This is a genomic window from Streptomyces albidochromogenes (genome assembly GCF_005981925.1).
GTDB classification, from domain to species: Bacteria; Actinomycetota; Actinomycetes; order Streptomycetales; family Streptomycetaceae; genus Streptomyces; species Streptomyces albidochromogenes.
Map to the genome: position 1 here is coordinate 1 of NZ_VBVX01000081.1, position 23,164 is coordinate 23,164.

General features: G+C 69.4%; 18 protein-coding genes and 1 pseudogene. All 19 read left to right on the forward strand.

The window, feature by feature from the left end:
- A pseudogene (locus E2E34_RS35430) lies at positions 1-315 on the forward strand (hypothetical protein); the annotation flags it as partial.
- 118 nt (positions 316-433) lie between these two features.
- A complete protein-coding gene (locus E2E34_RS13455) occupies positions 434-1,036 on the forward strand; it encodes a hypothetical protein (protein WP_138902141.1) in 603 nt (200 codons plus the stop codon).
- A 287-nt stretch (positions 1,037-1,323) separates the two neighbouring features.
- Positions 1,324-2,343, forward strand: a complete 1,020-nt coding sequence (locus tag E2E34_RS13460; protein WP_138902142.1) for a 3-oxoacyl-ACP synthase III family protein — start codon at positions 1,324-1,326, stop codon at positions 2,341-2,343.
- A gap of 3 nt (positions 2,344-2,346) precedes the next feature.
- Positions 2,347-2,580, forward strand: coding sequence for a hypothetical protein (locus E2E34_RS35925; RefSeq protein WP_208765229.1), 234 nt, complete (start codon positions 2,347-2,349; stop codon positions 2,578-2,580).
- 10 nt (positions 2,581-2,590) lie between these two features.
- Positions 2,591-3,223 (forward strand): GNAT family N-acetyltransferase, encoded by a 633-nt coding sequence (locus E2E34_RS13465; RefSeq protein ID WP_208765230.1) that lies wholly within the window; start codon positions 2,591-2,593, stop codon positions 3,221-3,223.
- Positions 3,220-3,978, forward strand: a complete 759-nt coding sequence (locus tag E2E34_RS13470; protein ID WP_138902144.1) for an SDR family NAD(P)-dependent oxidoreductase — start codon at positions 3,220-3,222, stop codon at positions 3,976-3,978. Before E2E34_RS13465 ends, E2E34_RS13470 begins: the two co-directional genes overlap by 4 nt.
- 41 nt (positions 3,979-4,019) lie before the next feature.
- Positions 4,020-4,889 (forward strand): ACP S-malonyltransferase, encoded by an 870-nt coding sequence (locus E2E34_RS13475; RefSeq protein ID WP_208765231.1) that lies wholly within the window; start codon positions 4,020-4,022, stop codon positions 4,887-4,889.
- Positions 4,879-5,787: a hypothetical protein gene (locus E2E34_RS13480; protein WP_138902146.1), complete on the forward strand. Its 909-nt coding sequence runs from the start codon at positions 4,879-4,881 to the stop codon at positions 5,785-5,787. Before E2E34_RS13475 ends, E2E34_RS13480 begins: the two co-directional genes overlap by 11 nt.
- 17 nt (positions 5,788-5,804) lie before the next feature.
- Positions 5,805-6,950: a glycine amidinotransferase gene (locus tag E2E34_RS13485; RefSeq protein WP_138902147.1), complete on the forward strand. Its 1,146-nt coding sequence runs from the start codon at positions 5,805-5,807 to the stop codon at positions 6,948-6,950.
- 49 nt (positions 6,951-6,999) lie between these two features.
- Positions 7,000-14,190 (forward strand): type I polyketide synthase, encoded by a 7,191-nt coding sequence (locus tag E2E34_RS13490; RefSeq protein WP_138902148.1) that lies wholly within the window; start codon positions 7,000-7,002, stop codon positions 14,188-14,190.
- Entirely contained in the window at positions 14,187-14,930 is a 744-nt protein-coding gene (locus tag E2E34_RS13495; protein ID WP_167518283.1) for a thioesterase II family protein, read from the forward strand. Before E2E34_RS13490 ends, E2E34_RS13495 begins: the two co-directional genes overlap by 4 nt.
- A 37-nt stretch (positions 14,931-14,967) precedes the next feature.
- Positions 14,968-15,306: a hypothetical protein gene (locus tag E2E34_RS13500; protein WP_208765232.1), complete on the forward strand. Its 339-nt coding sequence runs from the start codon at positions 14,968-14,970 to the stop codon at positions 15,304-15,306.
- Between the two features lie 37 nt (positions 15,307-15,343).
- Positions 15,344-15,982 (forward strand): flavoprotein, encoded by a 639-nt coding sequence (locus tag E2E34_RS13505; RefSeq protein WP_244315720.1) that lies wholly within the window; start codon positions 15,344-15,346, stop codon positions 15,980-15,982.
- Between the two features lie 11 nt (positions 15,983-15,993).
- Complete coding sequence (gene lanKC / locus E2E34_RS13510; RefSeq protein ID WP_138902151.1) at positions 15,994-18,591, forward strand: class III lanthionine synthetase LanKC; 2,598 nt, start codon at positions 15,994-15,996, stop codon at positions 18,589-18,591.
- The gene (locus tag E2E34_RS13515; protein ID WP_138902152.1) at positions 18,591-19,298 is read left to right on the forward strand and encodes a GAP family protein; all 708 of its coding nucleotides are present in this window, start codon (positions 18,591-18,593) and stop codon (positions 19,296-19,298) included. Before lanKC ends, E2E34_RS13515 begins: the two co-directional genes overlap by 1 nt.
- A 178-nt stretch (positions 19,299-19,476) precedes the next feature.
- On the forward strand, positions 19,477-20,490 hold the full coding sequence (locus E2E34_RS13520; RefSeq protein WP_138902153.1) for a beta-ketoacyl-ACP synthase III: 1,014 nt from the start codon (positions 19,477-19,479) through the stop codon (positions 20,488-20,490).
- A 35-nt stretch (positions 20,491-20,525) separates the two neighbouring features.
- Positions 20,526-20,780, forward strand: coding sequence for an acyl carrier protein (locus E2E34_RS13525; protein WP_138902154.1), 255 nt, complete (start codon positions 20,526-20,528; stop codon positions 20,778-20,780).
- 131 nt (positions 20,781-20,911) lie between these two features.
- Positions 20,912-21,910 carry an ATP-binding cassette domain-containing protein gene (locus E2E34_RS13530; RefSeq protein ID WP_138902155.1) on the forward strand — a complete coding sequence of 333 codons (999 nt, stop codon included), beginning with the start codon at positions 20,912-20,914 and terminating at the stop codon, positions 21,908-21,910.
- The gene (locus E2E34_RS13535; RefSeq protein ID WP_138902156.1) at positions 21,907-22,701 is read left to right on the forward strand and encodes an ABC transporter permease; all 795 of its coding nucleotides are present in this window, start codon (positions 21,907-21,909) and stop codon (positions 22,699-22,701) included. Before E2E34_RS13530 ends, E2E34_RS13535 begins: the two co-directional genes overlap by 4 nt.
- Positions 22,702-23,164 lie beyond the last annotated feature (463 nt).

Consider the following 23,164-nt stretch of genomic DNA (forward strand, 5'->3'; position numbering starts at 1 on the left):
GTGCGGCGCGGCCCCGGTGCCGGTGCCGCCGGGTCCGCGCCGCACCCCGCGCCGCTCGAGCGGGCGGTCCTTCTGCAGCGGCTGCGCAACGACCCCTCGCTGCGGTTCAACGAGAGCGGGCGCAGCCTGCTGCGCTGGCTCAGCCAGCACCCCGACCATCTGGAGGGGATCACCGAGAACGTTCCCGCGCACTGCGCCTCGGCGGCGGCAGCGCTGATCCGCGCCAACCTCGCGGTATGGGCCCAGTGCGCGGAGGAACTCCAGCGGCGGGCGGATTCCGTCAACGACTGCGCCGACGTGCTGCGGGTGAGTTGAATTCGCCGGACGTTGACGGTTCATCCGAACCACCATAGGTTCATGACGAATTCGAGAGCAGCGCCGAAGACAAGCGCAAGAGAAACTGCCGGGGGGCGAAGTGAGTCATCAACAAGAAGTGGACGCCGAGTTCATTCCGGTGCTCACCGAAAGCGATGAGAGACTTCTTGACGAAGCACTCTCCCAGCTGTTCTCCTACGTTTCGACGGACGGGCCGGTCTGGCGGACTGCCGCACAGCGCCAGCGCATCGTGAGGGACGAACGGAAGTCTCACCTCGTGGTCCGCAAGTCTGGCCGTACGGTGGGGGCGATCAGTTGGCGGGCAGGCCAGACCCCTGGTTTCTTCCAGCTGAGTGTTTCCTCCAGCGACGACCAGGCATGGACACTCCAGCTGGTGGATGATGCCGTTCGGGAAGCGGTTTCCCTGCTGACCCGCTCGTCCGAGGTGAAGCGTGTGGAACTACTCGTTCCCACCTACAGTGAAGTGCTCGTCGAATACCTCACGGAACGCGACTGCTTCGAGGCCGAAGGTGTTCTGCGGAACCGCTTCTTCATCGACGGGGAATACTGGCCGGCAGTAATGTGCTGTGCGAACCTCGCAGCGTTCCGCGTTCGGAACCGGCGGCAGCCGGGCGACCGTCAGGAACTTCTCGCCGCGCTGCGGAAGAAGACGCTGGAGGATCTGACCACCGCACACGACGGTATGTCGTGGAGCGCGTGAACGCAGATCCTCGCGTCACCCCATGAGCCATCGCCGGTAACGGTGATGTTCCCACCCGTGTCTACCTTTGTGAGAGGAGGAAAAACCATGGACCTCACCAACGTGATCGACCTGCAGGGCACCGAGATCATCGCCGACGGCGTTGAGCTGCCCGTCAGCACCAACAGCGACGGTTGCTGAAACGGTTAGTGCGGGCCGGCTGCCCCAGGAGAAGCATTCTCGGGCAGCCGGCCCGCCAACTCCCCGACCCATTTCCTTCCGGTCAACCAATGTGAAAGGGGACAACTGTGCCCACCTGGGAACTGGCCCCGGTCAGCCTGCGAAGCGTGGGGCTGGCCCTGCCCGACAGGGTGGTTTCGAACGCCGAACTGTGCGAGACGCTGGACACCACTGCGGAGTGGATCGAGGAGAAGACCGGAATCCGCGAGCGGCGTTTCCTCGCCGCCGACGAGACGGTGACCGATCTGGCGGTCCAGGCCGCCGAGAAAGCCGTGCGCCTGGCGGGCATCGAAGCGCGCGACATCGACGTGCTCATCGTCACGAGCAGCTCGCCCGAATGGATCGTGCCGTCCCTGGGGGTCACCGTCGCGGAGCGGCTCGGCATCGAAACGCCCCGCATCCTGGATCTGGCCCAGCACGCCTGCGCCTCGATCGTCTACGCCCTGCACACCGCTGCCTGCATGCTCCAGGAGCCGGGCCTTGGCAACGCTCTGGTGCTCTGCGCCGAGGGCGCCTCTCGGCTCCCCGACCCGCACGACCGCACCGTGCGCATCTTCTTCGGCGACGCGGCGGGAGCCACGGTGCTCACCAGGACACCAGACCCGGGTGGTCTCCTCGCCTACGACCTGGGCCACGCCTACTCGCCGGCCGTCGCGCTGGCCGGCCCGAGCCTGCTGAACCACGCGCGCAACACGCCCGGCCATGAGCCGGCCGACCCCTATCTGCAGATGGACGGCCGCGTGGTGTGGCAGGAAGCCACCACCCGCCTGCCCAAGTCCGTCAGCGAGACGCTGGCGGCCGCCGGTGTCGAGGCGGGTCAGGTCAGCGGGTTCGCCCTCCACCAGGCCAACGTCCGGCTCCTGCGCTACATCGCCCGCACCATGGGCGTGGCCCCCGAGAAGGTACCCATCACCGCCGACGTCCTCGGCAACACCGGTGCGGCATCGGCGATGACCGCACTGTGGCGCCTGGCGGCCGACGGGCGGGCCAAGGCCGGCGACGTGATCGTCCTCGGAGCCATCGGAGCCGGGTTCCTGTGGGGCTCGATGTGTTTCCAACTGCCGCACGACATCACAACGGAGGAGTGACCCGTGGACGAGCTGCGCAAAGTGTTCATGGACCTGTTCGCAGACAAGTTCAGCGGCGAGGTTCCGGACGATGACGCCGTCGTCTTCGGCGCGGGCAGCAAGTACGGTCTCGAATCGATGGACACCATGCGATTCGCCTCGGCTCTCCTGCAGCCCTTCGGCGACAAGGTGTACGACCTCAAGGTCGAGAACTTCACCACGCTGCGCGGTATCCACGACCAGCTCCACAACGGATAGCGGCCGTCTCGTGAAAGGTCTGCTGTGCCACATCCTGCCCGTCTCCAAGGACTCCCTGGCAGCCGTGGCGAAATGGCTCAGCGCAACGGAATGCGAGACGCTGCTGCGCGGGACATCGAGCCGGCTGGTCCGTGAATCCCAGTACACCTGCCTGGAGAGCGATCACAACCGGGGGGCCCTGATCGCGGACTCCCACCACAACGTCATCGGCCTGGCTCACTTCTGGCGGCTGAGCGAAGGGGTCTACGAGATCGGGGGTGCCGTCGGTGACGCGAAACTGTGGCGCACCGGCATCGGCATGGAGGCGGCGATGCTCCTGATCGACTATCTCTTCGAGGTACTGAACTGCCAGCGCGTCCAGTTCACGACGGGAGTCCACAACGAGGCCACGGTCAAACTGGGGCTGGCCGACGACATGTCGTTCGAAGCGGTGTGCCGGGATTACCTGCAGACACCTGACGGCACTGTCCCGGCGCTGATGTCGTCACTCACCCGGGCGGAGTTCTACACGCCCTACCCCCACTACCAGCCCCGCGTGGGGCGGCGCACCGACAGACAACGTCTGGCCGTGCTCAACAAAAGCCTGGCTCAACGCATCGACCTGCGCGCGATCGCGGGCCAGCTGGGCGGAGGGAAGGGATGAGCGACACACACACGCCGGGCTACCAGAACGTTCTGGTCATCGGCGGCACCGGCGGCCTGGGCCAGGCGGTGGCACTCGAGTTCGCACCGCACACCAAAACGGTGCACCTGACCTACCACGGCCGGCGCGCCGCCGCGCGGGAGACCGCCGCCGCGATCACCGAACGCGGCGGGACGGCCGAGATCCACCAGCTCACCCTGCCCGACCCGGACCCCAGGGGCACCTCGATCCGCAAGCTGCTCACCCGGGTCACCCCGTGCGACGTCGTCGTCAACTGCGCCGTGGCCGGCCAGGCGGCCGTGGCGACCGTGGCCAACGCCGAAACGTTCAAGTCGATCATCGACGCCAACATCTTCGGCACCTACCAGGTCAACGCGATCAGCGCGCAGGCCATGGCCGGCACCGGCGGCGGCAGCGTCGTGAACGTCTCGTCGGTCATCACCCGGCGCTACATCGTGGGCGCGCTCGGGTACGTCGCCGGCAAAGCGGCCATCGAGGCGATGACGCGCGGCTTCGCCCGTGAGTGGGGTGCGGCCGATGTGCGCTTCAACACCGTCTCTCCCGGACCGATCCGCGACACCCGGCTGCTGGACCTGGTCCCCGCACACGTGATGGACGGCATGACGGCCCCCGGCTCCCAGGAGCTCGCGGTGCCGGCGCAGAAAGTGGCCTCGGTGATCCGGCAGGTAGCCGGCGCCGACTTCGCGGCCATGAACGGTGAAGTGGTCGTCGTCGATGGAGGTTTCTCGCTGTGAGCGGCAGGACCGGCGCATACATATTCCCCTCCCAGGTGCACGTGGACGACGAGCTTCGCCGGCGCGGTCTGTCGAAGCCGATGGACGTCCTGCTGGACCTGGCCAGCGACACCCTGGCGATGGACTTCAGGGCGATCTTGAAGAACGGCACGGAAAAAGAGGTCAACGACCCCCGCTTCCGGCGCCCGCTGATCAACCTCATGGGAGTCGCCGGCTGGCAGCAGGACCTGCACACCCGGGACATCCAGCCGGTCTGCGTGGCCGGCATGAGCCTGGGCTACCTCTCGGCCGCCGCGGCCGTCGGCTGGGTGTCCCTGGAGGACATGGTGCGCATGTCCCACCTGATGGCCTCCATCGAGACCGACGTCTTCGCGCAGACGGACTACGTCAGCGTCTTCTTCTACAACTGCGACACCGACACGGTCTTCGACGAACTGCGCTCCCAGGGCCTGGACACGATGCTGCACCTCGCCGCCACGGTGTCGAGCAACCAGTTCCTCGGCGCCTGCCGCCTGTCGGATCTCGACGCGATGAAACCCGCCCTGATGAAGGCGGGCGCCCTCTACCGGCCGATTCCGCACAGCTTCCCCGGGCACTGCGCCCTGATGGAGAGCGTCCGCAAGCGCTTCGCCGACGCATGGGAGTTCCACGCCCCCTACGGCAACACCTCCCTCCCCCTGGTCAGCATCAACGACTGCCGCCCGTACACCAGCGGTGAGACCATCCGCCGGCACATGATCGACCAGTTCACCACGGTCCTCGACTGGCGCGGCATCATCCACTACCTGGCCGGCCTCCAGTTGGACACCTACGTCGTACTGGAACCCTCGGCCTTCGTGGTCAAGTCGATGCTCCTCGATCCGCACTGCGCACTGACTCCTGTCACGGGCGGCGTCACCGGTGACCTCTGACCGAGCCCTCGTCGTACCGGGGCTGCTCCCGCTGACCGAGGCCGAACTCACGTCGATCCTGCGGGTCCCGGACGAACACCTTCGACGCGCCGCGCGGATCTGCCGGTTCGACCCGGCCGAGGTCGACCCGGCCGAGGGCAGCGCCGGGCTGCTCTCCACGGTGCACGAGGCGCTGCTGGCCGTCGGCCTCATCAGGCGCCTGGCGCACGAACCCGCCGCCTGGCGGGCGTACGGCGGGCTCAGCGCCGGCTGTCTGACCGCCCTGCTGTTCGCCGGTGCGATCACCGAGGAGACGTGCTTTCACCTGATCCGGGAGATCAACTCCCGGCAGATCGAAGCCAACACGGCCCGCCGCAGCGGAACGTTCCTCACCGTGCTGCCCTCCTCGCAGGGGGACGCCTACCGGCTCGTCGACGCCCTTCGCGCCTGCGACCCGCAGCCGTGGCTCTCCGTCGACCTCGGGGCCGGCGTGATCGCCATCAGCATCACCAGCACCGACACCAAAGCGGTGCAACGTGTCCTGACCAGGCTCGGCGTCGCTGTCCTGGACGTCCTCGAACGGGCCGAGCACTGCCCCTACGCCGCCCCCGGCCGGACCGTCCTGCAGGACACGCTGGCCGACGTCGAGTTCCTGCCCGCGACCGCGGCCGTCATCTGCCCGCGCACCGGCAAACGGGTGGACGACACCCCGCAGGCATACCGGGACATGCTGACGCAGCAGTGGTTCGACACGGCGAGCCTGCCCCTGCTGATCGACGGCCTGTGCGCCGTGGACCAGGTCACCGCCGTGGACCTGGTCGGACCGGCCACGTCGTTCCTGGTGCCCCGCGTGCGCGACCTGCTCACCGGCCGGGCCGGTCACCGGCACCTGGCCGCCCCCCTCCCCGTCGTGGACTGAAACAGAAAGGAACGCTCATGCGGACAACCGCTGACATCCCCAGGGTGAACGCGTGGAACGAGTGGGACACGCTGCGCGAGATGGTCGTCGGCTCCGCGGCGGGCGCGGCCTTCGAACCCACGGAACCCGGCAACCGGCCACAGATCCGCGGCCGGGCCCAAGCACCCTTCCCCACCGGCCCCAAACCGGCCGAGGCCGTGGCCCGGGCCGAAGCGGAACTCAACGGCCTGACCGCTCTCCTGGAAACCCAGGGGGTCACGGTCCGCCGCCCCGCGGCGCACGACTTCTCCCAGCCGGTGCGCACCCCCCACTTCGACGTCGACAACCAGTACTGCGCGGTGTGCCCGCGTGACGTGATGATCACGGTGGGCAACGAGATCGTCGAAGCGCCCATGTCGCGCCGGGCCCGCTACTTCGAGTACGAGCCGTACCGCAAGCTCGTGTACGAGTACTGGCAGGCGGACGCGCGGGTGTCGTGGACCGTCGCCCCCAAGCCGACCATGGCCGACGCCATGTACCGCCAGGACTTCTGGCAATGGCCCCTCGAAGAGCGCCACGCCCGGATGCACGCATCGGAGTTCTGCATCACCCAGAACGAGATCGTCTTCGACGCCGCGGACATGAGCCGGCTGGGGCGCGACATCCTGGTGCAGGAGTCCATGACCACCAACCGGGCCGGAATCCGCTGGCTGAAGCGGACCCTGGAGCCCAAGGGATTCCGGGTCCACCCGGTCCACTTCCCGCTGGACTACTTCCCCTCCCACATCGACTGCACCTTCGTCCCGCTGCGCCCCGGCCTGATCCTCACCAACCCGGACCGGCCCCTTCGCGACGACGAACTGCCCATGTTCGCTGAGAACGGCTGGAAGCTGATAGAGGCTCCCGAGCCGATGCTGTCCAACGACGACATGCCGGACTACTGCCAGTCGTCCAAATGGCTGTCCATGAACGTGCTGAGCCTCTCCCCGGACAAAGTCATCTGCGAGGAGCAGGAGAAGCCCCTGCAGGACCTCCTCTCCAGCCTCGGCTTCGAGGTCCTCACCGTCCCCTTCCGCAATGTCTTCGAGTACGGCGGTTCCCTGCACTGCGCCACCTGGGACATCCGCCGGGACGGAGCCAAGGAGGACTACTTCCCCTCCCTCTCGTACCAGCCCGTGAGCTGAAACCACCAGGCGTACGCACCAGGGCGCGAGTCGAACACGAAGAGGAACCATGGCGAACCACCCTTTCGAGGAACCGGCGACCGCAGTGCACCACCTGGTCGCACGGCACGCCCACGGCCCGCACGCCGACACCATCGCAGTGGTCCACGGCAGCCGCGAGATCAGCTACCGCCGGCTCGACGAGATGACGCAGCGCGTGACCGCCGCGCTCCGGCAGGCAGGCGTACGGCACGGCGACTTCATCGGGGTACGCATGGCACGCGGCCCACACGCCATGGCGGCCATGCTCGGCATCATGCGGGCAGGCGCGGCCTATGTGCCGATCGATCTGGCTGATCCGGCCGAGCGCACCCGCCACGTGCTCGACACGGCCGGTATCTCCCTGGTCGTCACCGACCGCACCGCCCTGCCCTCCGGCCTGTCCACGGCGGTCCTCGCCCTCGACGAGGACTGCCGGCCGCTACCGGGCAGGGCCCGCACGGCCGGCAAACCTGGAGGGGACGACACCGGAGCGCACCTCCTCGACGCACCCGCCTACGCGATCTTCACTTCCGGGTCGACCGGAGTACCCAAGGGCGCCGTGATGACCCACGCGGCCCTGCTCAACCTCCTGCACTGGCACCACCGCACCCGCCCGGACAGCTGCGGCAGGCGCACCGCTCAACTGTGCGCCGTGAGCTTCGACTTCTCCTTCCACGAGATCTTCTCCACCCTCTGCTTCGGCGGCACGCTCGTCGTCGCCGACGACGAGGTGCGGCGCAACCCGTTCGCCCTCGTCGCCTTCCTCCGCACGGAGCGCATCGAGCGCCTCTTCCTGCCGGTCACCCTGCTGGAACACCTCGCCCGTGCGGCCGCGCAGGCACCGCACGGGCTCCACCTGCGCGAGGTCGTCACCACCGGCGAGCAGCTGCGCATCGGCCCCCACGTCCGAGGATTCTTCTCCCGCACCGGCGCGCGTCTGCACAACCACTACGGTGCGACGGAGTTCCAGGACGCCACCTCCCACACACTGGACGGCGATCCCGGCAACTGGCCCGCCACCGCCCCGATCGGGCGGCCCATCGACGGAGTGCAGGTCCACATCCTCGACCAGAACCTCCAGCAGGTGCCCGAAGGCGCGGAGGGCGAACTGTGTGTCGCGGGCGCCGGGGTGTCGCCGGGCTACCTCAACAGGCCCGATCTGACCGCCCACAAATTCGTCGGCAATCCGTTCGGCGACGGCCGGCTCTACCGGACCGGGGATCTGGGCCGTCGCCTGCCCGACGGCACGATCGAACATCTCGGCCGGATCGACACGCAGATCAAAACCCACGGCGTACGCGTCGAGACCGGCGAAATCGAGACGCTGCTGCTGGAGCACCCCGGTGTCGAGGAGGCGGTGGCCGTCGCCCACGAGATCGACGGCCACCGCCGCCTCGTGGCCCATGTCGTCCCCGGTCCCTCCCTCGACCCCGAGACCGCCGCACAGGTGCTGCACGCGTTCCTCGTCCCGAAACTGCCCCCGCTCATGCTCCCCGACGCGTACAGCCTGCTGTCCGCACTGCCCCTCACCACGAGTGGCAAGACCGACCGCGCGCGGCTGCTGCCGCCCGCCACCTTCCAGCGGCTGTCGACCCGGGCGACGACCGCGGCCCGCACCGACACCGAGCGGCTCCTCACCGATGCGTGGCGCACCGTGCTGCGCCTTGACGACATATCCGTCGACGACCGGTTCTTCGACCTCGGCGGCACATCCCTGATGCTGGTCGCGGTACGGGCCGAACTCGTGCGCACACTGGGCCGCGACGTGGCGATGACGGACCTGCTGCGCCATCCGACGATCAGGGCCTACGCCGCCCACCTCGACCAGAACAACGCCGCGCCGGGTGACGACGCGCCACGGACCGCCCCCGCGCCCCGGCGCCGCCGCCCGCGCGAAGGCGCCGAGGACGTCGCGATCATCGGGATGTCGGGACGCTTCCCCGGCGCCCCCGACATCGACACCTTCTGGAACAACCTCCTCCAGGGCGTGGAATCGGCCGGCAAACTGCCCGGCACCGGCGAGGGACAGCGCGACCCGCGCATCGCCACCCACCCCGACTTCGTACCGGCGGGCGCGGTGCTGCCGGACATCGACCGGTTCGACGCGCCGTTCTTCGGCATCGGGACCAAGGAGGCCGAGCTCCTCGACCCGCAGCAGCGGCTCTTCCTGGAGTGCGCCTGGGAGGCACTGGAGAACGCCGGGCACGCTCCGGGCGACGACCGCGACGGACGAGTCGGCGTCTTCGCCGGCGGTGGCATGAGCACGTACCTGCTCAACAATCTGCTCCCGCACTTCGGCTACGGGCCGGCCAAGGCCCTGACCGAGTCCGACCTGGAACAGTTCCAGCTCCAGCTCGGCAACGACGGCGGCTACCTCGCCACCAGAGTCTCCTACGCCCTGGACCTGCGCGGTCCGAGCGTCGGCGTCCAGACGGCGTGCTCGACCTCCCTGGTCGCCGTCCACCTGGCCTGCCGGAGCCTGCTCGAAGGCGACAGCGACCTCGCGCTGGCCGGCGGGGTGCACATCGTGGTGCCGCAGGAGGCCGGCCACCTCTACGAAGAGGGCATGATCATGTCCGCCGACGGCCGGACGAGGACCTTCGACGCCGACGCGACCGGGACCCTCTTCGGCAACGGCTGCGGCATCGTCGTACTGAAACGGCTCGACGAGGCGGTCAAGGACAACGACCGGATCATCGCCGTCGTCAAGGGCTCGGCCATCAACAACGACGGCGCCGAAAAGGCCAGCTTCACCGCACCGAGCCCGGCGCGCCAAGCCGACGTCGTCCACGAAGCCCTGGCGGCCGCCGGCGTCGACCCCCTGGACGTGGGATACATCGAGGCACACGGCACCGGCACCGCCCTGGGCGACCCGATCGAACTGACCGCCCTCACCGAAGTCTTCGGATCCCGACCCGAAGGCACCGGCACCTGCGCCATCGGCTCGGTCAAGAGCAACATCGGGCACCTGGACGAGGCAGCCGGAATCGCCGGCCTCATCAAGACGGCGCTGTGCGTCGAGCGCGGCACGCTGGTGCCCAGCCTGCACTTCTCCACCCCCAACCCCGAGATCGACTTCGACCGCTCCCCCTTCCGCGTCAGCACCGGCACCACACCGTGGACCACCGACGGACAGCCGCGCACAGCCGGCGTCACCTCGCTCGGCGTGGGCGGAACCAACGCCCATGTGGTGCTGCAGCAAGCCCCCCCCAGGACAGCGACCACCCCGCACCCGCCCCACGGGCCCGCTGCGGAGCAGGACACCCACCTCCTGGCACTCAGCGCCCGCACCGAACAGGCCCTGGCCGACCTCACCCGCCGCTACGCCGACTTCCTCGGTTCGGCCTCGGACACCACCCGCTTCGCCGACATCTGCTTCACGGCCGGCGCCGGCCGCCGCCACTTCCCCCACCGCCGCGCCGTGGTCGCCGCCACCGCCCAGGAAGCCCGGGACAAACTGCTGACGCAGCCCGGCACAGGCACCGCCCCCGCTCGCGGCCGGCTCGCGTTCCTGTTCGCCGGCCAGGGATCCCAGTACGCGGACATGGGCCGAGAGCTGTACCAGCGCCAGCCCGTCTTCAAGGCCGCCGTGGACCGGTGCGCCGAACTGCTCGCAACACGCTTCGGCCTGCCCCTGCTGCCCGTGCTCTTCCCCGCCCCGCACGAGCCGTCCCCCATCGACGAGACCAGCCACGCCCAGCCCGCGCTGTTCGCCTTCGAGTACGCCCTGGCGAAACTGTGGGAGTCGTGGGGCGTACGCCCCGACGTCATGCTCGGCCACAGCCTCGGCGAGTACGTCGCGGCATGTCTCGCCGGCGTGTTCTCCCTGGAAGACGCGCTGACCCTGGTGCACACCCGCAGCCGCCTCATGCGGGACCGCACCGAGGCGGGAACGATGGTCACCGTCGCCGCCGACGAGGCGACCCTCCTTCCGCTGCTGCGCCCGGACACCTCCATCGCCGCGGTCAACAGCTCCACCTCCACGGTGATCTCGGGGCGCACCGGCGAGATCGAGAAGATCTGCGCCCAGTTGACCGCCCGCGGCATCCGCCACCGCAAGCTGGAGATCTCCGTCGCCTGCCACTCGCCCCTGATGCGACCGATCCTCGCCGAGTTCGAGGCCGCCGCCCGGGCCGTCACCTACCACGCGCCCCGCACGGCCATCATCTCCACGGTGACCGGCAAGGACACCGGTTCGGACCTCGCCCACTGGAGCTACTGGGTCGAACAGACGACCCGGCCCGTGCGCTTCCACGACGCGGCCTCGACCCTGCACGCACGCGGTGTCCGCACCCTGCTGGAGATCGCCCCGAAACCCACACTGCTGCCCCTCGCCGAAGAGCTCTTCGACGAGCCCGGTGCGGCTCTCGTCCCCAGCACGAGGCCGGACCATCAGTGGACCCAGCTCCTCGACGCGGTCCGCCGCCTCTACGAGAACGGCATCGACCTCGACTGGCACGCGCTCACCGCAGACCCGGCCCGGCGACGCGTGCCTCTCCCCACCTACCCGTGGCAGCGCGAGCGGTACTGGATCGCCGCCCCCGGCCCGGCAACAACGATCGCCGCCCCGCACCACACGACCCCGCTCCTGGGAAGACGGCTCGACCTCGCCGACGAGGGGGGCGTCCGCTTCGACTCCGTCACCGGCGTGAGCACCCTGCCGTGGCTGCGCGACCACCGGGTCTTCGACTCCCTGGTACTGCCCGGCGTCGCGTACATGGAGATGGCGTTCGCCGCGGCCGCAGAGGTCTTCGGGCCGGCACCCGCCGAACTGCGGGACTTCCACATCCACCACGCCATGTCCTTCCCGGACGAGAACACCCCGCGTCAGACCCAGATCGCCCTCAAGCCCGAGGGGGAGGGGGCCTACACCTTCGAGGTCCACTCCCGCCCCCTGGCCACGGGCGAGGAAACCCACCGCGCCCACCGCAGCTGGACCCTGCACGCCTCCGGCAGCCTGGCGGCAGCAGCCCCCGGCACCACTCGCCCGTACGGACCCGCACGCCTGAACGCGGAACGCGACGCACTGGAGGGCCACGAGCTGCGGCCACAGGAGATCTACCAGCGCGAGCGCGAACGGCAGATCGACCTCGGGCCGCTGTTCCAAGTCACCGAACAGCTCTGGCAGCACGGCCCCCAGGCCCTGTCGAAGGTACGCCTCGGCCCGCAACTGCGCTCTGAGGCGTCTGCCCACCGGGCTCACCCCGTCCTCATCGAGGCGTGCTTCCTCGCACTGACGGTGACCTACCCGGAGAAGCTGGGCCGCAGGACGTACGTACCGCTCGGCGCGGACCGCATCCGCATCGAGAGCATCACCGCGGGGACCGAGGCCTGGTGCCACGCACGGCTGCGCCCCACCGACGAACAGGACCCGGACGTACTGCGTGCCGACATCGACCTGATCGCGCCGGACGGCACGCCGATCCTGGCCCTGGACGGCATCCTGCTCAAACGCGCCGCGCGCCAGGCGATGATCCCGGCACGACGCGAGAGCTGGAAGCAATGGCTCTATTCGACCCGATGGACCCCCACCGCCCTGCCGGAGCCGGCCTCCGTCCCGACCCACCGGTGGCTGGTGATCGGCGACGGCCGGCTGGGAAGAGAGGTCGCCGACTTCGCCCGCGTCCACGCAGTCACCTGCGAGGTCGTCGACGGCCACGGAGAGGACGTGGACCTCGCACCGTACAACCTGGTCGCCGTGTGCCGCAGCGGCCCTGAAGCCACGGACGATGCCGGCGCCCAGGCCGTCGCGGAAGGCAGCCGCATGCTCCGCCTCACCCAGCGACTCGCCCTGCTCGACGCGGCCGCGCCCCGGCTGTGCCTGGTCACCACCGGCGCCCAGCCCGTGGCCGCACGCCCCGTCACCTGGCCTGCGGGAACGGCGCTGTGGGGCATGGGGCGGGTGACCGCCGGCGAACACCCGGAGCTGTGCATCACCCAGATAGACCTCGATCCCCGCACCGACACCCGGAGCCAAGCCGCCCTGCTGTACGCGGAACTCGCCCTGCTCAGCGGCACGGCCCAGCAGCCCGAGCAGCACCGGGTCGGCTACGAGAACCACCGCCGGCACGTGGAAGTCCTCAGCCGCGCCGAGCCGGCCGACCCGCCGGATGCCGCGAAGCCCACCGCGCACCCGGTACGCCCCGACGCCACCTACCTGATCACCGGCGGACTCGGCGGGCTCGGTCTGGAGGCGGCACGGATGCTGTACGAGGCCGGAGCGCGCCATCTCGTGCTGCTCGGCCGGACCCCTGCGGACAAGGCCGCGCGCCACCTGATCGAGCGACTGCGCGCCGACGGCGCCACCGTGGCGGCGTTCAGCTGCGACGTCGCGGACCACGACGCACTGTCCGGGGTCTTCGCGCGCCTCGACGCCGACCCGGCGTTCCCCCCGCTGGCCGGAGTGCTGCACCTGGCCGGCGTCCTGGACGACGGGGTCCTGCTGTTGCAGTCACCGCAGCGGCTCGCCCAGGTCATGGCGCCCAAGGCGCGCGGGGCGTGGCACCTGCACACCCTGACGGCCGCCCGGCCGCTGGACTTCTTCGTCCTGTTCTCCTCGGCGTCGTCGCTGCTCGGCACACCGGGGCAGTCCACCTACGCGGCGGCGAACGCGTTCCTCGACGGCCTGGCCTCCCACCGGCGTGGCCTGGGACTGCCCGCACTTGCCATCCAGTGGGGATCATGGGGGGAGACGGGCATGAGCGCGCGGGCGGGCCTGAACGCTGTCCTCGCCTCCAAGGGCGAACATGTCATCCCGACCCCCGACGGCCTGGCCGCCTTGCAGAGACTGCTCTGCGGCGAGAGCCCCGATCCCGTCGTCGCCGTCCTGCCGGCCGACTGGAACCGGTTCGAGGACCGCAACGCACCCGCGCTGCGTGGCCTGCTGGCCGGCATGCCGGGCGGCAGGCGGGCCGACGGCGAGGAAGGCGTGCGGGCTGCACTCGAGGGGTCTTCGCCGGAAACCCGCCGGGCCCTGCTGCTCTCCCTCGTACGGGAACAGGTGGAGCGCGTGCTGGGGGACAGCAGTGGCGGTCTGACGGACGAGCATGACCTTTTCGCCCGCGGCCTGGATTCGCTCAGGGCCATCGAACTGAGAAGCCGCATCCAGCGGACCCTCGAATGCAAAGTGCCACCGTCGATCGTGTTCGACAACCCGACCGTCGTCGCCCTGTCGGATCGCCTGCTCGACATGGTCAGCAGCGCGGGAGGTGCGCGGTGACCAAACTGGTGTGCCTTCACCACGCCGGCGGAAGCGCCTCCGTGTTCCGCCCGTGGGTCCAGCACGCGCCGGCCGGCCTGGACGTCGTGCCCCTCACCCTTCCGGTCCGTCAGAACTCGGGCCGCAGACTTCATCGCAGCACCGAGGAACTGATCCCGGCGCTCGCCGCCGAACTGGAGCCGCACACCAACGACGATTTCGTGCTGTTCGGAAAGAGCATGGGCGCACTCCTCGCCTACCTCCTCACCCGGCACTTCGAGCAGCGTGGCGGGCGGCGGCCCAAAGCCCTGGCCGTTGCCGCGTTCGGGGCGCCCCACATGCCGTGGGGCGGCTTCACGGCCCAGGACGACGAAGACACACTGCTGGCCCGACTGCGGTCCATGGGGGGCATCCCCGACTGGCTGGTCCAGCACCCGGCCTGGATTCGGCCCTTTCTCGGCCTGCTGCGGGATGACACGCGCATGTGCGCCGAATACCGCCATCACCCGCAGGAACGCCCACTGTCCGTGCCGGTCAGAGTCTTCGCCGGCGATTGCGATCCTCTGGTCCCCAGGGACGCATTCGCCGGATGGAAGGAGCTCGGCGAGGACGTCGACGTAAGCTTTATACCCGGCGGGCATTACCTGGTATCGCAAGATTTCGGCCTCCTCAGGCAGGCGATTTTCAGTCTCGCTCTACGCGGCCCATCTGCGGCATGTAAAATTCCGGCCGTCAACTCACAAGCAACGCAGCCTGGTTGAGACTGGCCCTCGGTTGCCACGGGCAGAGAAAGGTCGATTGATCGTGCCGACAAGTTTGAAGAGGATTTTCGGGATCGCCCTGATCGCCGTGGGCGTGGTACTCATCGCCGCCTTCCCGGACACCGAATTCATCTGGTTCGATGGCAGGCCGTTCGGTATTGCGCTGGTCCTCTTCGGAGGGCTTGAATTCGCGGAAAGTTATCGACGCACCAAGCCTCGGGGACTTGTTGAGGAATTGCGCAGCGACTTGGGCCTCAAGTCCTCGGAAGACCGGAGGCGGGACGAAGACCGGAGGCGGGACGACAACCGCCGGTGGGACGACGACCGCCGGTGGGACGAGGACGGCAAACGGCGCCGGGACTCGCGCGACGACTGACCGCAGCAACGCAAGCAAGGGACGGAACGTGAAATCGATGCCCCGGCTCGACCAGAGCGACGCGGCAAAGGCGCGACAGGCCAACCTGTTCCTCGTCGCCACCGGCACCCTCTCCACCGCACACCTGCCGTTCTGGCTCAACTGGCTGTCGGCGAACCGCCCCCACTACAAGGTGACGGTGGGGCTGACCGACACCGCGGAGCACTTCGTGAGCGCCTCGGCCCTCGCCACGATGACGCAGACTCCGGTCGTCTCCAACACCTGGGACACAGCGAACGGCCGGCGGGAGCCGGTACACACCAGGATCGCGGCCGACTACGACGGCATCATCGTCTTCCCCGCGAGCGTCGCGTTCCTGTCGGGGCTGGCATCGGGATCGGGCACCTCGCCCTTCTTCCTCGCCGCGCTCGGCACCAGTGCTCCCGTGGTGATCGCCCCGTCCTTCCCGCCGGGGGTCGCAGGCAACCCGATCATCGCCGACGTGCTGGCCCGCCTCACCGACGTCCCCAACTACCACCTCGTCGCCCCCCGCAAGGGCACGAGCCGTTCCACGGGCGCCGATACCGAGGTGACCGCTCCCCTGTGGGACGTGATCGCCACCCTCGAGGCGGCCACCACCATGACGCCGGACACCGAGACCACCACCACCACCGCAACCGCACCCGTGAACGCGTAAAGAGGCCGGGCATGGACCACTTCTTCTACACCTTCGCCGACCCCGACTCGTACGACGAGATCGCCCGCTGGAAGGCCGACCCCGCCGACCCCAGGTTCCAGGCGATACGGCGTGGGCTGGTACCGGTCACGCACGCCGACGGATGGCAGTACGCCCAGCACGGCATCTGGACCGTCTGCCGGCCCGGCGGCGAACCCGTCACCGGCCAGGGGTGGAAGATTCACATCGCCGTCACGCCCGACACCTTCGAGGCTCTCCGGGAGAAGGTCTCGGCGTTCTGCTTCGCGCGCGGCGTCCCCTTCAAGTTCCTGGCCCGCTACGAGTACGCCTGGCTGATCAACGCCAAGTACGCGCCCCGGCAGGTCAGCGGCAAGGGATTCGTCCTCTACCCGGCCACCGAGGAACAGTCCGTCACCCTCAGCGGCGAGCTCGTCGGCCTGCTCGCCGACGCGCAGGGCCCGCGCATCCTGTCCGATCTCCAGGTCGACCGCAGCGTGGTCCACGTCCGGTACGGCGCCTACACCCGCCGGTACTGCCGCACCGGCGAGGGCAAACCGATCCTCGCCCTGGAGCACCCTGACGGTCATCTCGTCCCCGACCGCCGGTCCGTGCCGTTCACGGCCCCCTCGTTCGTGAACATCCCGGACGCGTTCAAGCCGGCGGCGCCCACCGCGGACGGGCCGGTTCCGCCGTACCGCATCGACAAGACGCTCCACTTCTCCAACAGCGGCGGCGTCTACCTCGCCACCGACCACAACACCGGCCGGCAACTGGTGCTCAAGGAGGCCCGGCCCTTCGCCGGCTACGACCTGGTGGGCGGCGACTCGATCACCCGGGCCGTCAACGAGTACCAGGCGATGCGGACCCTCTCCGCACTGCCGGGCATCCCCGAGGCCTACGACCAGTTCAGCTGGCAGTCGCACGTCTTCACCGCGATGGAATACATCGACGGGACCACCCTCCAGGAATGGTGCGCCGCCAGGGTTCCCTTCCTCGTCCGCCCCGACCCCTTCGAGCCGCCGACACCCCAGGACATCAGGGTCTACCGCGAAGACGTCCACCTCATCCTGGAAAAGGTCCGCCGCGCGATGGACGCGATCTGGGACCGCGGCTACGTCTTCGGAGACCTCCACTCCGGGAACGTGATGGTCACCCCCGACCTCGACATCAAACTCATCGACCTGGAAACCTGCCTCCCGCAGGACGCGCCCCGCCCGTTCCCCGGCGCGCCCGGCTTCACCGACCCGACCAGGACCGGGCGAGCCGCGGACGAGTACGCCCTGTGCATGCTGGAACTCTCCTGCTACATGCCTCTCACCCATCTGATCCGGATGGACGGGACCAAGCTGCGTCAGATCGTCGACGCCTGCCGGACGTGGTACGACCTGCCCCAGGAGTGGGCGAACCGAGTGCTGCGCGTGGCCCGCCGCCCGGACACCGCACTCGACGGCCCGGTGAGCCTCGCCTCCAGTCACCTCGACGACTCGCTCGGATTCCAGACCTGGGCGTCGCAGATCGTCACCGGGCTCCGGGCCACCATGGACCCCGACCGGACCGACCGTCTCTTCCGGGGGGACTTCACCGGGTTCTCCCTCTCCCCGGTCTCTCTGGCCACAGGAGCCTCCGGAGTACTGTGGTCGCTGCTGGACACACAGGGCCTGGACGCACCCGATCTCACGGAGCAGGTGACCGAGTGGATCGCCGTCCGCGGCCGCGAATCGGCCCACCGACTTGAACGCGGCCTGTACGACAGCGAACTGGGCGCCGCCTACACCCTGTGGAAGGCCGGCCGCCACGACCACGCCCAGTGGCTGGCGGAGACGAGCCTGGCGAAAGACCGCTCCGGCATCGGACTGAGCCTCTTCAGCGGCCTCGCCGGCATCTTCCTGGCCACCTCCGAGATGGCATCGGGCCCCGAACCGCTGGTACCGGAAGAGCTCGCCGAGCAGCTCGGTGCCGAACTCACCCAGCGGGCACGGGCCTACCTCGACCGCCTCGTGAAGAGCGAACAGCCGGACGTGTCGCACTTCGGCCTCATGCACGGGGTGGCGGGCATCGCCCTGGCCGTCCACCGCCACGCACTGCGCACCGAAGACACCGCCGCGGTCGACCTCGCCCGGCACTTGATGGAGCTCGAACTCTCCGGGTACGTCCGGTGCGCGGACGGCTCCCTGCAGTTCAACGAAGCCGGACGCAGAAGCCTTGGCTACGTCGAAGTAGGATCCTGCGGTGCCGCGCTCGTCCTGGCGGAACTCACCCGTCACGAGAACTGGACCTCCACACAGGCCACAGTGATGGATCTCGTGCGGGCGACCGGCCCTGAACTCATGGTGCAAAGCGGCCTGTTCCGAGGGCGTGCGGGCTTCATCGCCGCACTGACCACACTCGCCCGCAACGGAACCGTCGAAGAGCAGGCCCGGGCGTTGACAGCCCGGCACGCCCAGCAACTGGGCCTGCACGAGATCCGGCCACGCGAGGGCGAACTGCACTTCCCGGGCTCACGCAACTTCAAGCTGTCGAGCGATCTGCGCACGGGCAGCGCCGGCGTCCTCACCGGCATCGCCTTCGCCTCCGGCCGCCGCGACAGCTGGCTCCCCGGAGTTTTCTAGTGGGTGTACTGGCACACATCATTCCCCTGGCCCTGATGGACACCCTGAGCGTGTCCACCCTGGCCATACCTGTCTGGTTCCTGCTGACCCCGCGGGCGCTGCGCATGGCGAACGTCTTCGGCTATCTGCTGATCGTCGCCGCCGGCTACCTGGCGCTGGGCCTCCTGATGCTGAGCGCCCTCTCGGCCGTACGCGAGCCCTTGGGCTCGGCACTGGACTCGCCCGCCGGTGACATGGTGACGGCGGGAAGCGGCGTGGTGCTCATCCTCACCGGGGTCTGGTACGGCCTGGTGCGACGTGAGAAGGCGGGGGAGGGGCGCTTCACCCGGTGGCGGGAGTCGGCGGTCGGCGCGTCGGCCACCGCCCGAGGCGTGGCCGCCGTGGCGATGATGGCCATCGCGCTGGAGATCGTCACGATGTTCCCGTATCTCGCCGCCATCGACGCCCTCGGCGACTCCGGCCTCCCGTGGCTCGCGCAAGCCGCCCTGCTGGCCCTGTACTGCCTGGTCATGATCGCCCCCGCAGGACTGATGGCGCTCGGCCGGCTCGTCTCCCGACGGGCGGTGCAGCCCGCTCTGCGCCGTATCGACCACTGGCTCAGGGCCAACGCACGGGAGAACACGGCATGGCTGTTGGCACTGGTGGGCTTCCTGCTCCTGTCCGGCACCACCGCCTATGAGAAAGCCATGAACCACCTCACCGGATAGACCCCCCGCCCCCGCGACGCATCGACGACCCACGCCGTCGCACCTCACGGCGACCGGCAGCCGCACACACCGCCGACGCAAGACGACCGACAGGTGCCCCTTCACGCACCCACCGCCCAGACATCGCAAGGAGAGCGACATTGACCCAGGCGCGACGCACCACAAGGCGGGGTCCGGCATGAGCCGCACCCCCGTACTGGCCGGCCTCGGCGCCACGGTGCCCCCGCGCGTGGTGACCAACGAAGAGCTGTCACAACGGCTCGGCACCGACGACCACTGGATCCGCACCCGCACAGGCATCACCCAGCGGCACTGGGCCGACCCCAAGACCGCCACGGGCGACCTCGCGGTGACCGCGGCACAACGCGCCCTGCGTTCAGCCGGCGACAACCGGGTCGACATGCTCATCCTGGCCACCAGCACCCCCGACCACCCCATGCCCGCCACCGCCCCGGACGTCGCCGCACGCCTCGGCCTGGGGCCGATCGCCGCGTTCGACATCTCCGTCGCCTGCGCGGGCTTCGTCTACGCCCTCGCCTCCGCCGCCGGCGCCATCGCGGCGGGGATCGCCGAACGCGTCCTGGTCATCGGCGCCGACATCTGGTCCACCCGGCTCAACCCGCAGGACCGCAACACGGCGGTCATCTTCGGCGACGGCGCCGGCGCGGCGCTCCTGCGGGCCGGCCGCCCCGATGAGCCCGGTGCGCTCGCCGGCTTCGACCTCGGCGGCGACGGCACACACAAGGACCTGGCCCTCGTCCCCGGCGCAGGCTCACGCCAACGCTCCGAACCGGACACCACGGGCGAGGCGGACGACTACCTCACCATGCGCGGCAAGGAAATCTTCACGCACGCCGTACACCGCATGGCAGAGTCCTCGGCACAGCTGCTCAAGAAGATCGACTGGTCCGCCTCCGACATCGACCGGGTCGCGGGACACCAGGCCAACGTCCGGATCCTCCACACCGTCGCCGACCTCCTCGAGGTCGACCGTTCCCGCGTACTCATCCACCTCGACCGCGTAGGCAACACGTCCGCCGCCTCCATCCCCCTGGCCCTGACCGACGCGGCAGCCGACGGACGCCTCGCCCCGGGACACCGCGTCCTCATGACCTCCTTCGGCGGGGGCCTCAGCTGGGGATCCGCCGCCCTGACCTGGCCGCCGATCCCGGTGTCCGACGTCCTCGCCTGACTCTCAACCCGCCCTCACGCGAAAGGAACCCCACCATGACCGCCGACAGCCTCAAGGACCAGCTCGTCACCCTCCTCATCGACAAACTCGAGGTCAGCGGAGAGGTAACCCCCAACACCCCCTTCACGGAACTCGAACTCGACTCCCTGGTCCTGCTCGAGTTCTCCGTCCTCATCGAGCAGCGCTACAGCGTCGAAATACCCGAGGAAGACCTCCTCGACGCCGGCGACATCGCCGGCGTCGCCTCTCTCCTCCTCGCGCGCCAGGACTCCGCGACGACCCGGGCATAACCGCCCCTCACCGCCCGAACCCCGTACGCACGTCCCAGACCGCCGCAGCCCACCGCAGCCCCCGTACACGAGGGACTGCGGCCACCACGCTCCCCGAACACCCGCATCAGCTGAGGAATGGAGTAGCCGCGATGGAGACCGCGATCTCGGCGGAGGGCCTTCGCAAGCGGTACGGCAACCACCAGGCGCTGAGCCGCGTCGACCTCGCCGTACCCGCGGGCACGATCCTCGCCGTCCTCGGCCCCAACGGCGCGGGCAAGACCACCACCGTGCGGATTCTCACCACGCTCCTGGAGCCGGACGAGGGGCGTGCCACCGTGGCCGGCTACGACCTGGCCACCCAGGCACGCGACGTGCGCGCCAGCATCGGCCTGGCGGGCCAGTACGCGTCCGTCGACGAACGGCTCACCGGACGCGAAAACCTCCGGCTGATCGGCGTGCTGCTGCACCAAGGGCGGCGCGGGGCGAAGGCAAGGGCCGAGGAACTCCTTGAACAGTTCGGGCTCGTGGCGGCGGCCGACCGCCCGGCGAAAACCTACTCGGGCGGGATGCGCCGCCGCCTCGACCTCGCCGCGAGCCTGGTCGGCCGCCCCCAGGTGCTCTTCCTCGACGAGCCGACCACCGGCCTCGACCTCACCGGCCGGCGGACGCTCTGGGACATGATCCGCAACCAGGTGGCCGAAGGGGTGACCGTGCTGCTGACCACCCAGTACCTGGAGGAGGCCGACCAGTTGGCCGACCGCATCGCGGTCATCGACCGCGGCACCGTCATCGCGGAAGGCACCCCCGACCAGCTCAAGCGCAAGCTCGGAGGAGAGCGGCTGGAAGTGTCGGCCGCCTCCCACACCGACCTGGCGACCGTGGAGCGGACACTGTCCGCCCTCTCCTGCGGCGACACGGTGACGCATCCCGAAACCCGTACCGTCTCCATACCGCTGACCGACGGCGTGAGCACGATCGCCGCGGCCGCGAAGGGTCTCGAACTGCTCGGGATCGAGCCGCAGGACTTCGCCGTGCGCAGATCGACACTCGACGACGTGTTCCTCGCCCTGACAGGGCAGCAAAGCACGCACAAGGAACCGAAGGCCACCGGGGCCATCCCCGCCTCCGAGGAGAAGCAGCCGGCGTGATCGAGGCACTCAGCGACTCGATCGCACTCGTCGGACGCCGGATGCGGCACATCCGCCGCATGCCGGAACACCTGCTCGGCGTCACCGTGATGCCGGTGGCATCCGTCATCGTCCTCGGCTACCTCTTCGGCAGCGCCATGCAGGCACCCGGCCCCGGCGGCTACCAGGAATACATCATGGCCGGCATCTTCGCGCAGGTGATGCTCACCAACATGACCACCACCGGCGTCGGCGTGGTCAGCGATCTCAACAACGGCCTGGTGGACCGGTTCCGAGTCCTGCCCATCTCCGGTTCATCCGTCCTGGTGGGCCGGACCGTCGCGGACGGCGTGCTCGTCGCCTGGAGCTGTGTGGTGATGACACTCGTCGGCTACGCCATCGGCTGGCGCGCGCACAACGGCCCGCTCCAGACGCTGGCCGGTTTCGGACTGCTGCTCCTGATGGGCTTCGCGATGTCCTGGCTCGGCGCCCTGCTGGGACTGGTGCTGCGCAACGTGGAGACGGTCAGCGCGGTGTCCGGCGTGATCATGATGCCCCTCGCGTTCCTCTCCAACGCGTTCATCCCCCTGGACGGGCTGCCGGGCTGGGTGCGCATCCTCGCCGAGTGGAACCCGGTCAGTGCGGTCGTCTCGGCGAGCCGGGACCTGTTCGGCAACGAACGCGGCCCGACCAGCGGGGCGTTCCCCGCGGAACACCCCCTCCCCACGGCGCTGACGGTGCTCGTGATGTCGCTGGCCGTGCTGGTACCGCTGGCCGGACGTGCGTACCGCAAGGCAGCCGCACAGCGCTGACACCGCTCCGACGGTGGACAAGCAGCCCAGGCGCGTCATTCGGCTGCGATCCCCTGATTCGGGGACAGCGGTGCGAGAGACAGCTGATGCTGATGCGCTGAGGCCGGCCGGTGGCTGTTTGAGGTTGTGAGGTCTTCCCGGCGTGCCGACCCCGTGCCGGCGTGCCGTGCAAAGCCTGCGCGAGCACCGAATTCGGGCTGTCGAAGAGATGCTCACCTGACCGGAAGCCACCACCTCCGGGAAGACGACCGCGTCCCGCCCCACGATCCGCCACCGCGCCAGATCACCTCGGCATCCCCGCCCGCAACCTGATGCAGCCGCCGAGGCCAGATTGTCTCCCACTCCCAGCCAAAGGCCTGATCCCACCACCGCATGCGCCAAAGCGAATACCCGCTCCGGCTCGGCCCCGGCCCGCACGGCCCGCCGCCCCCCCCCCTGTCTTTTATACACCTCTGACGCTGCC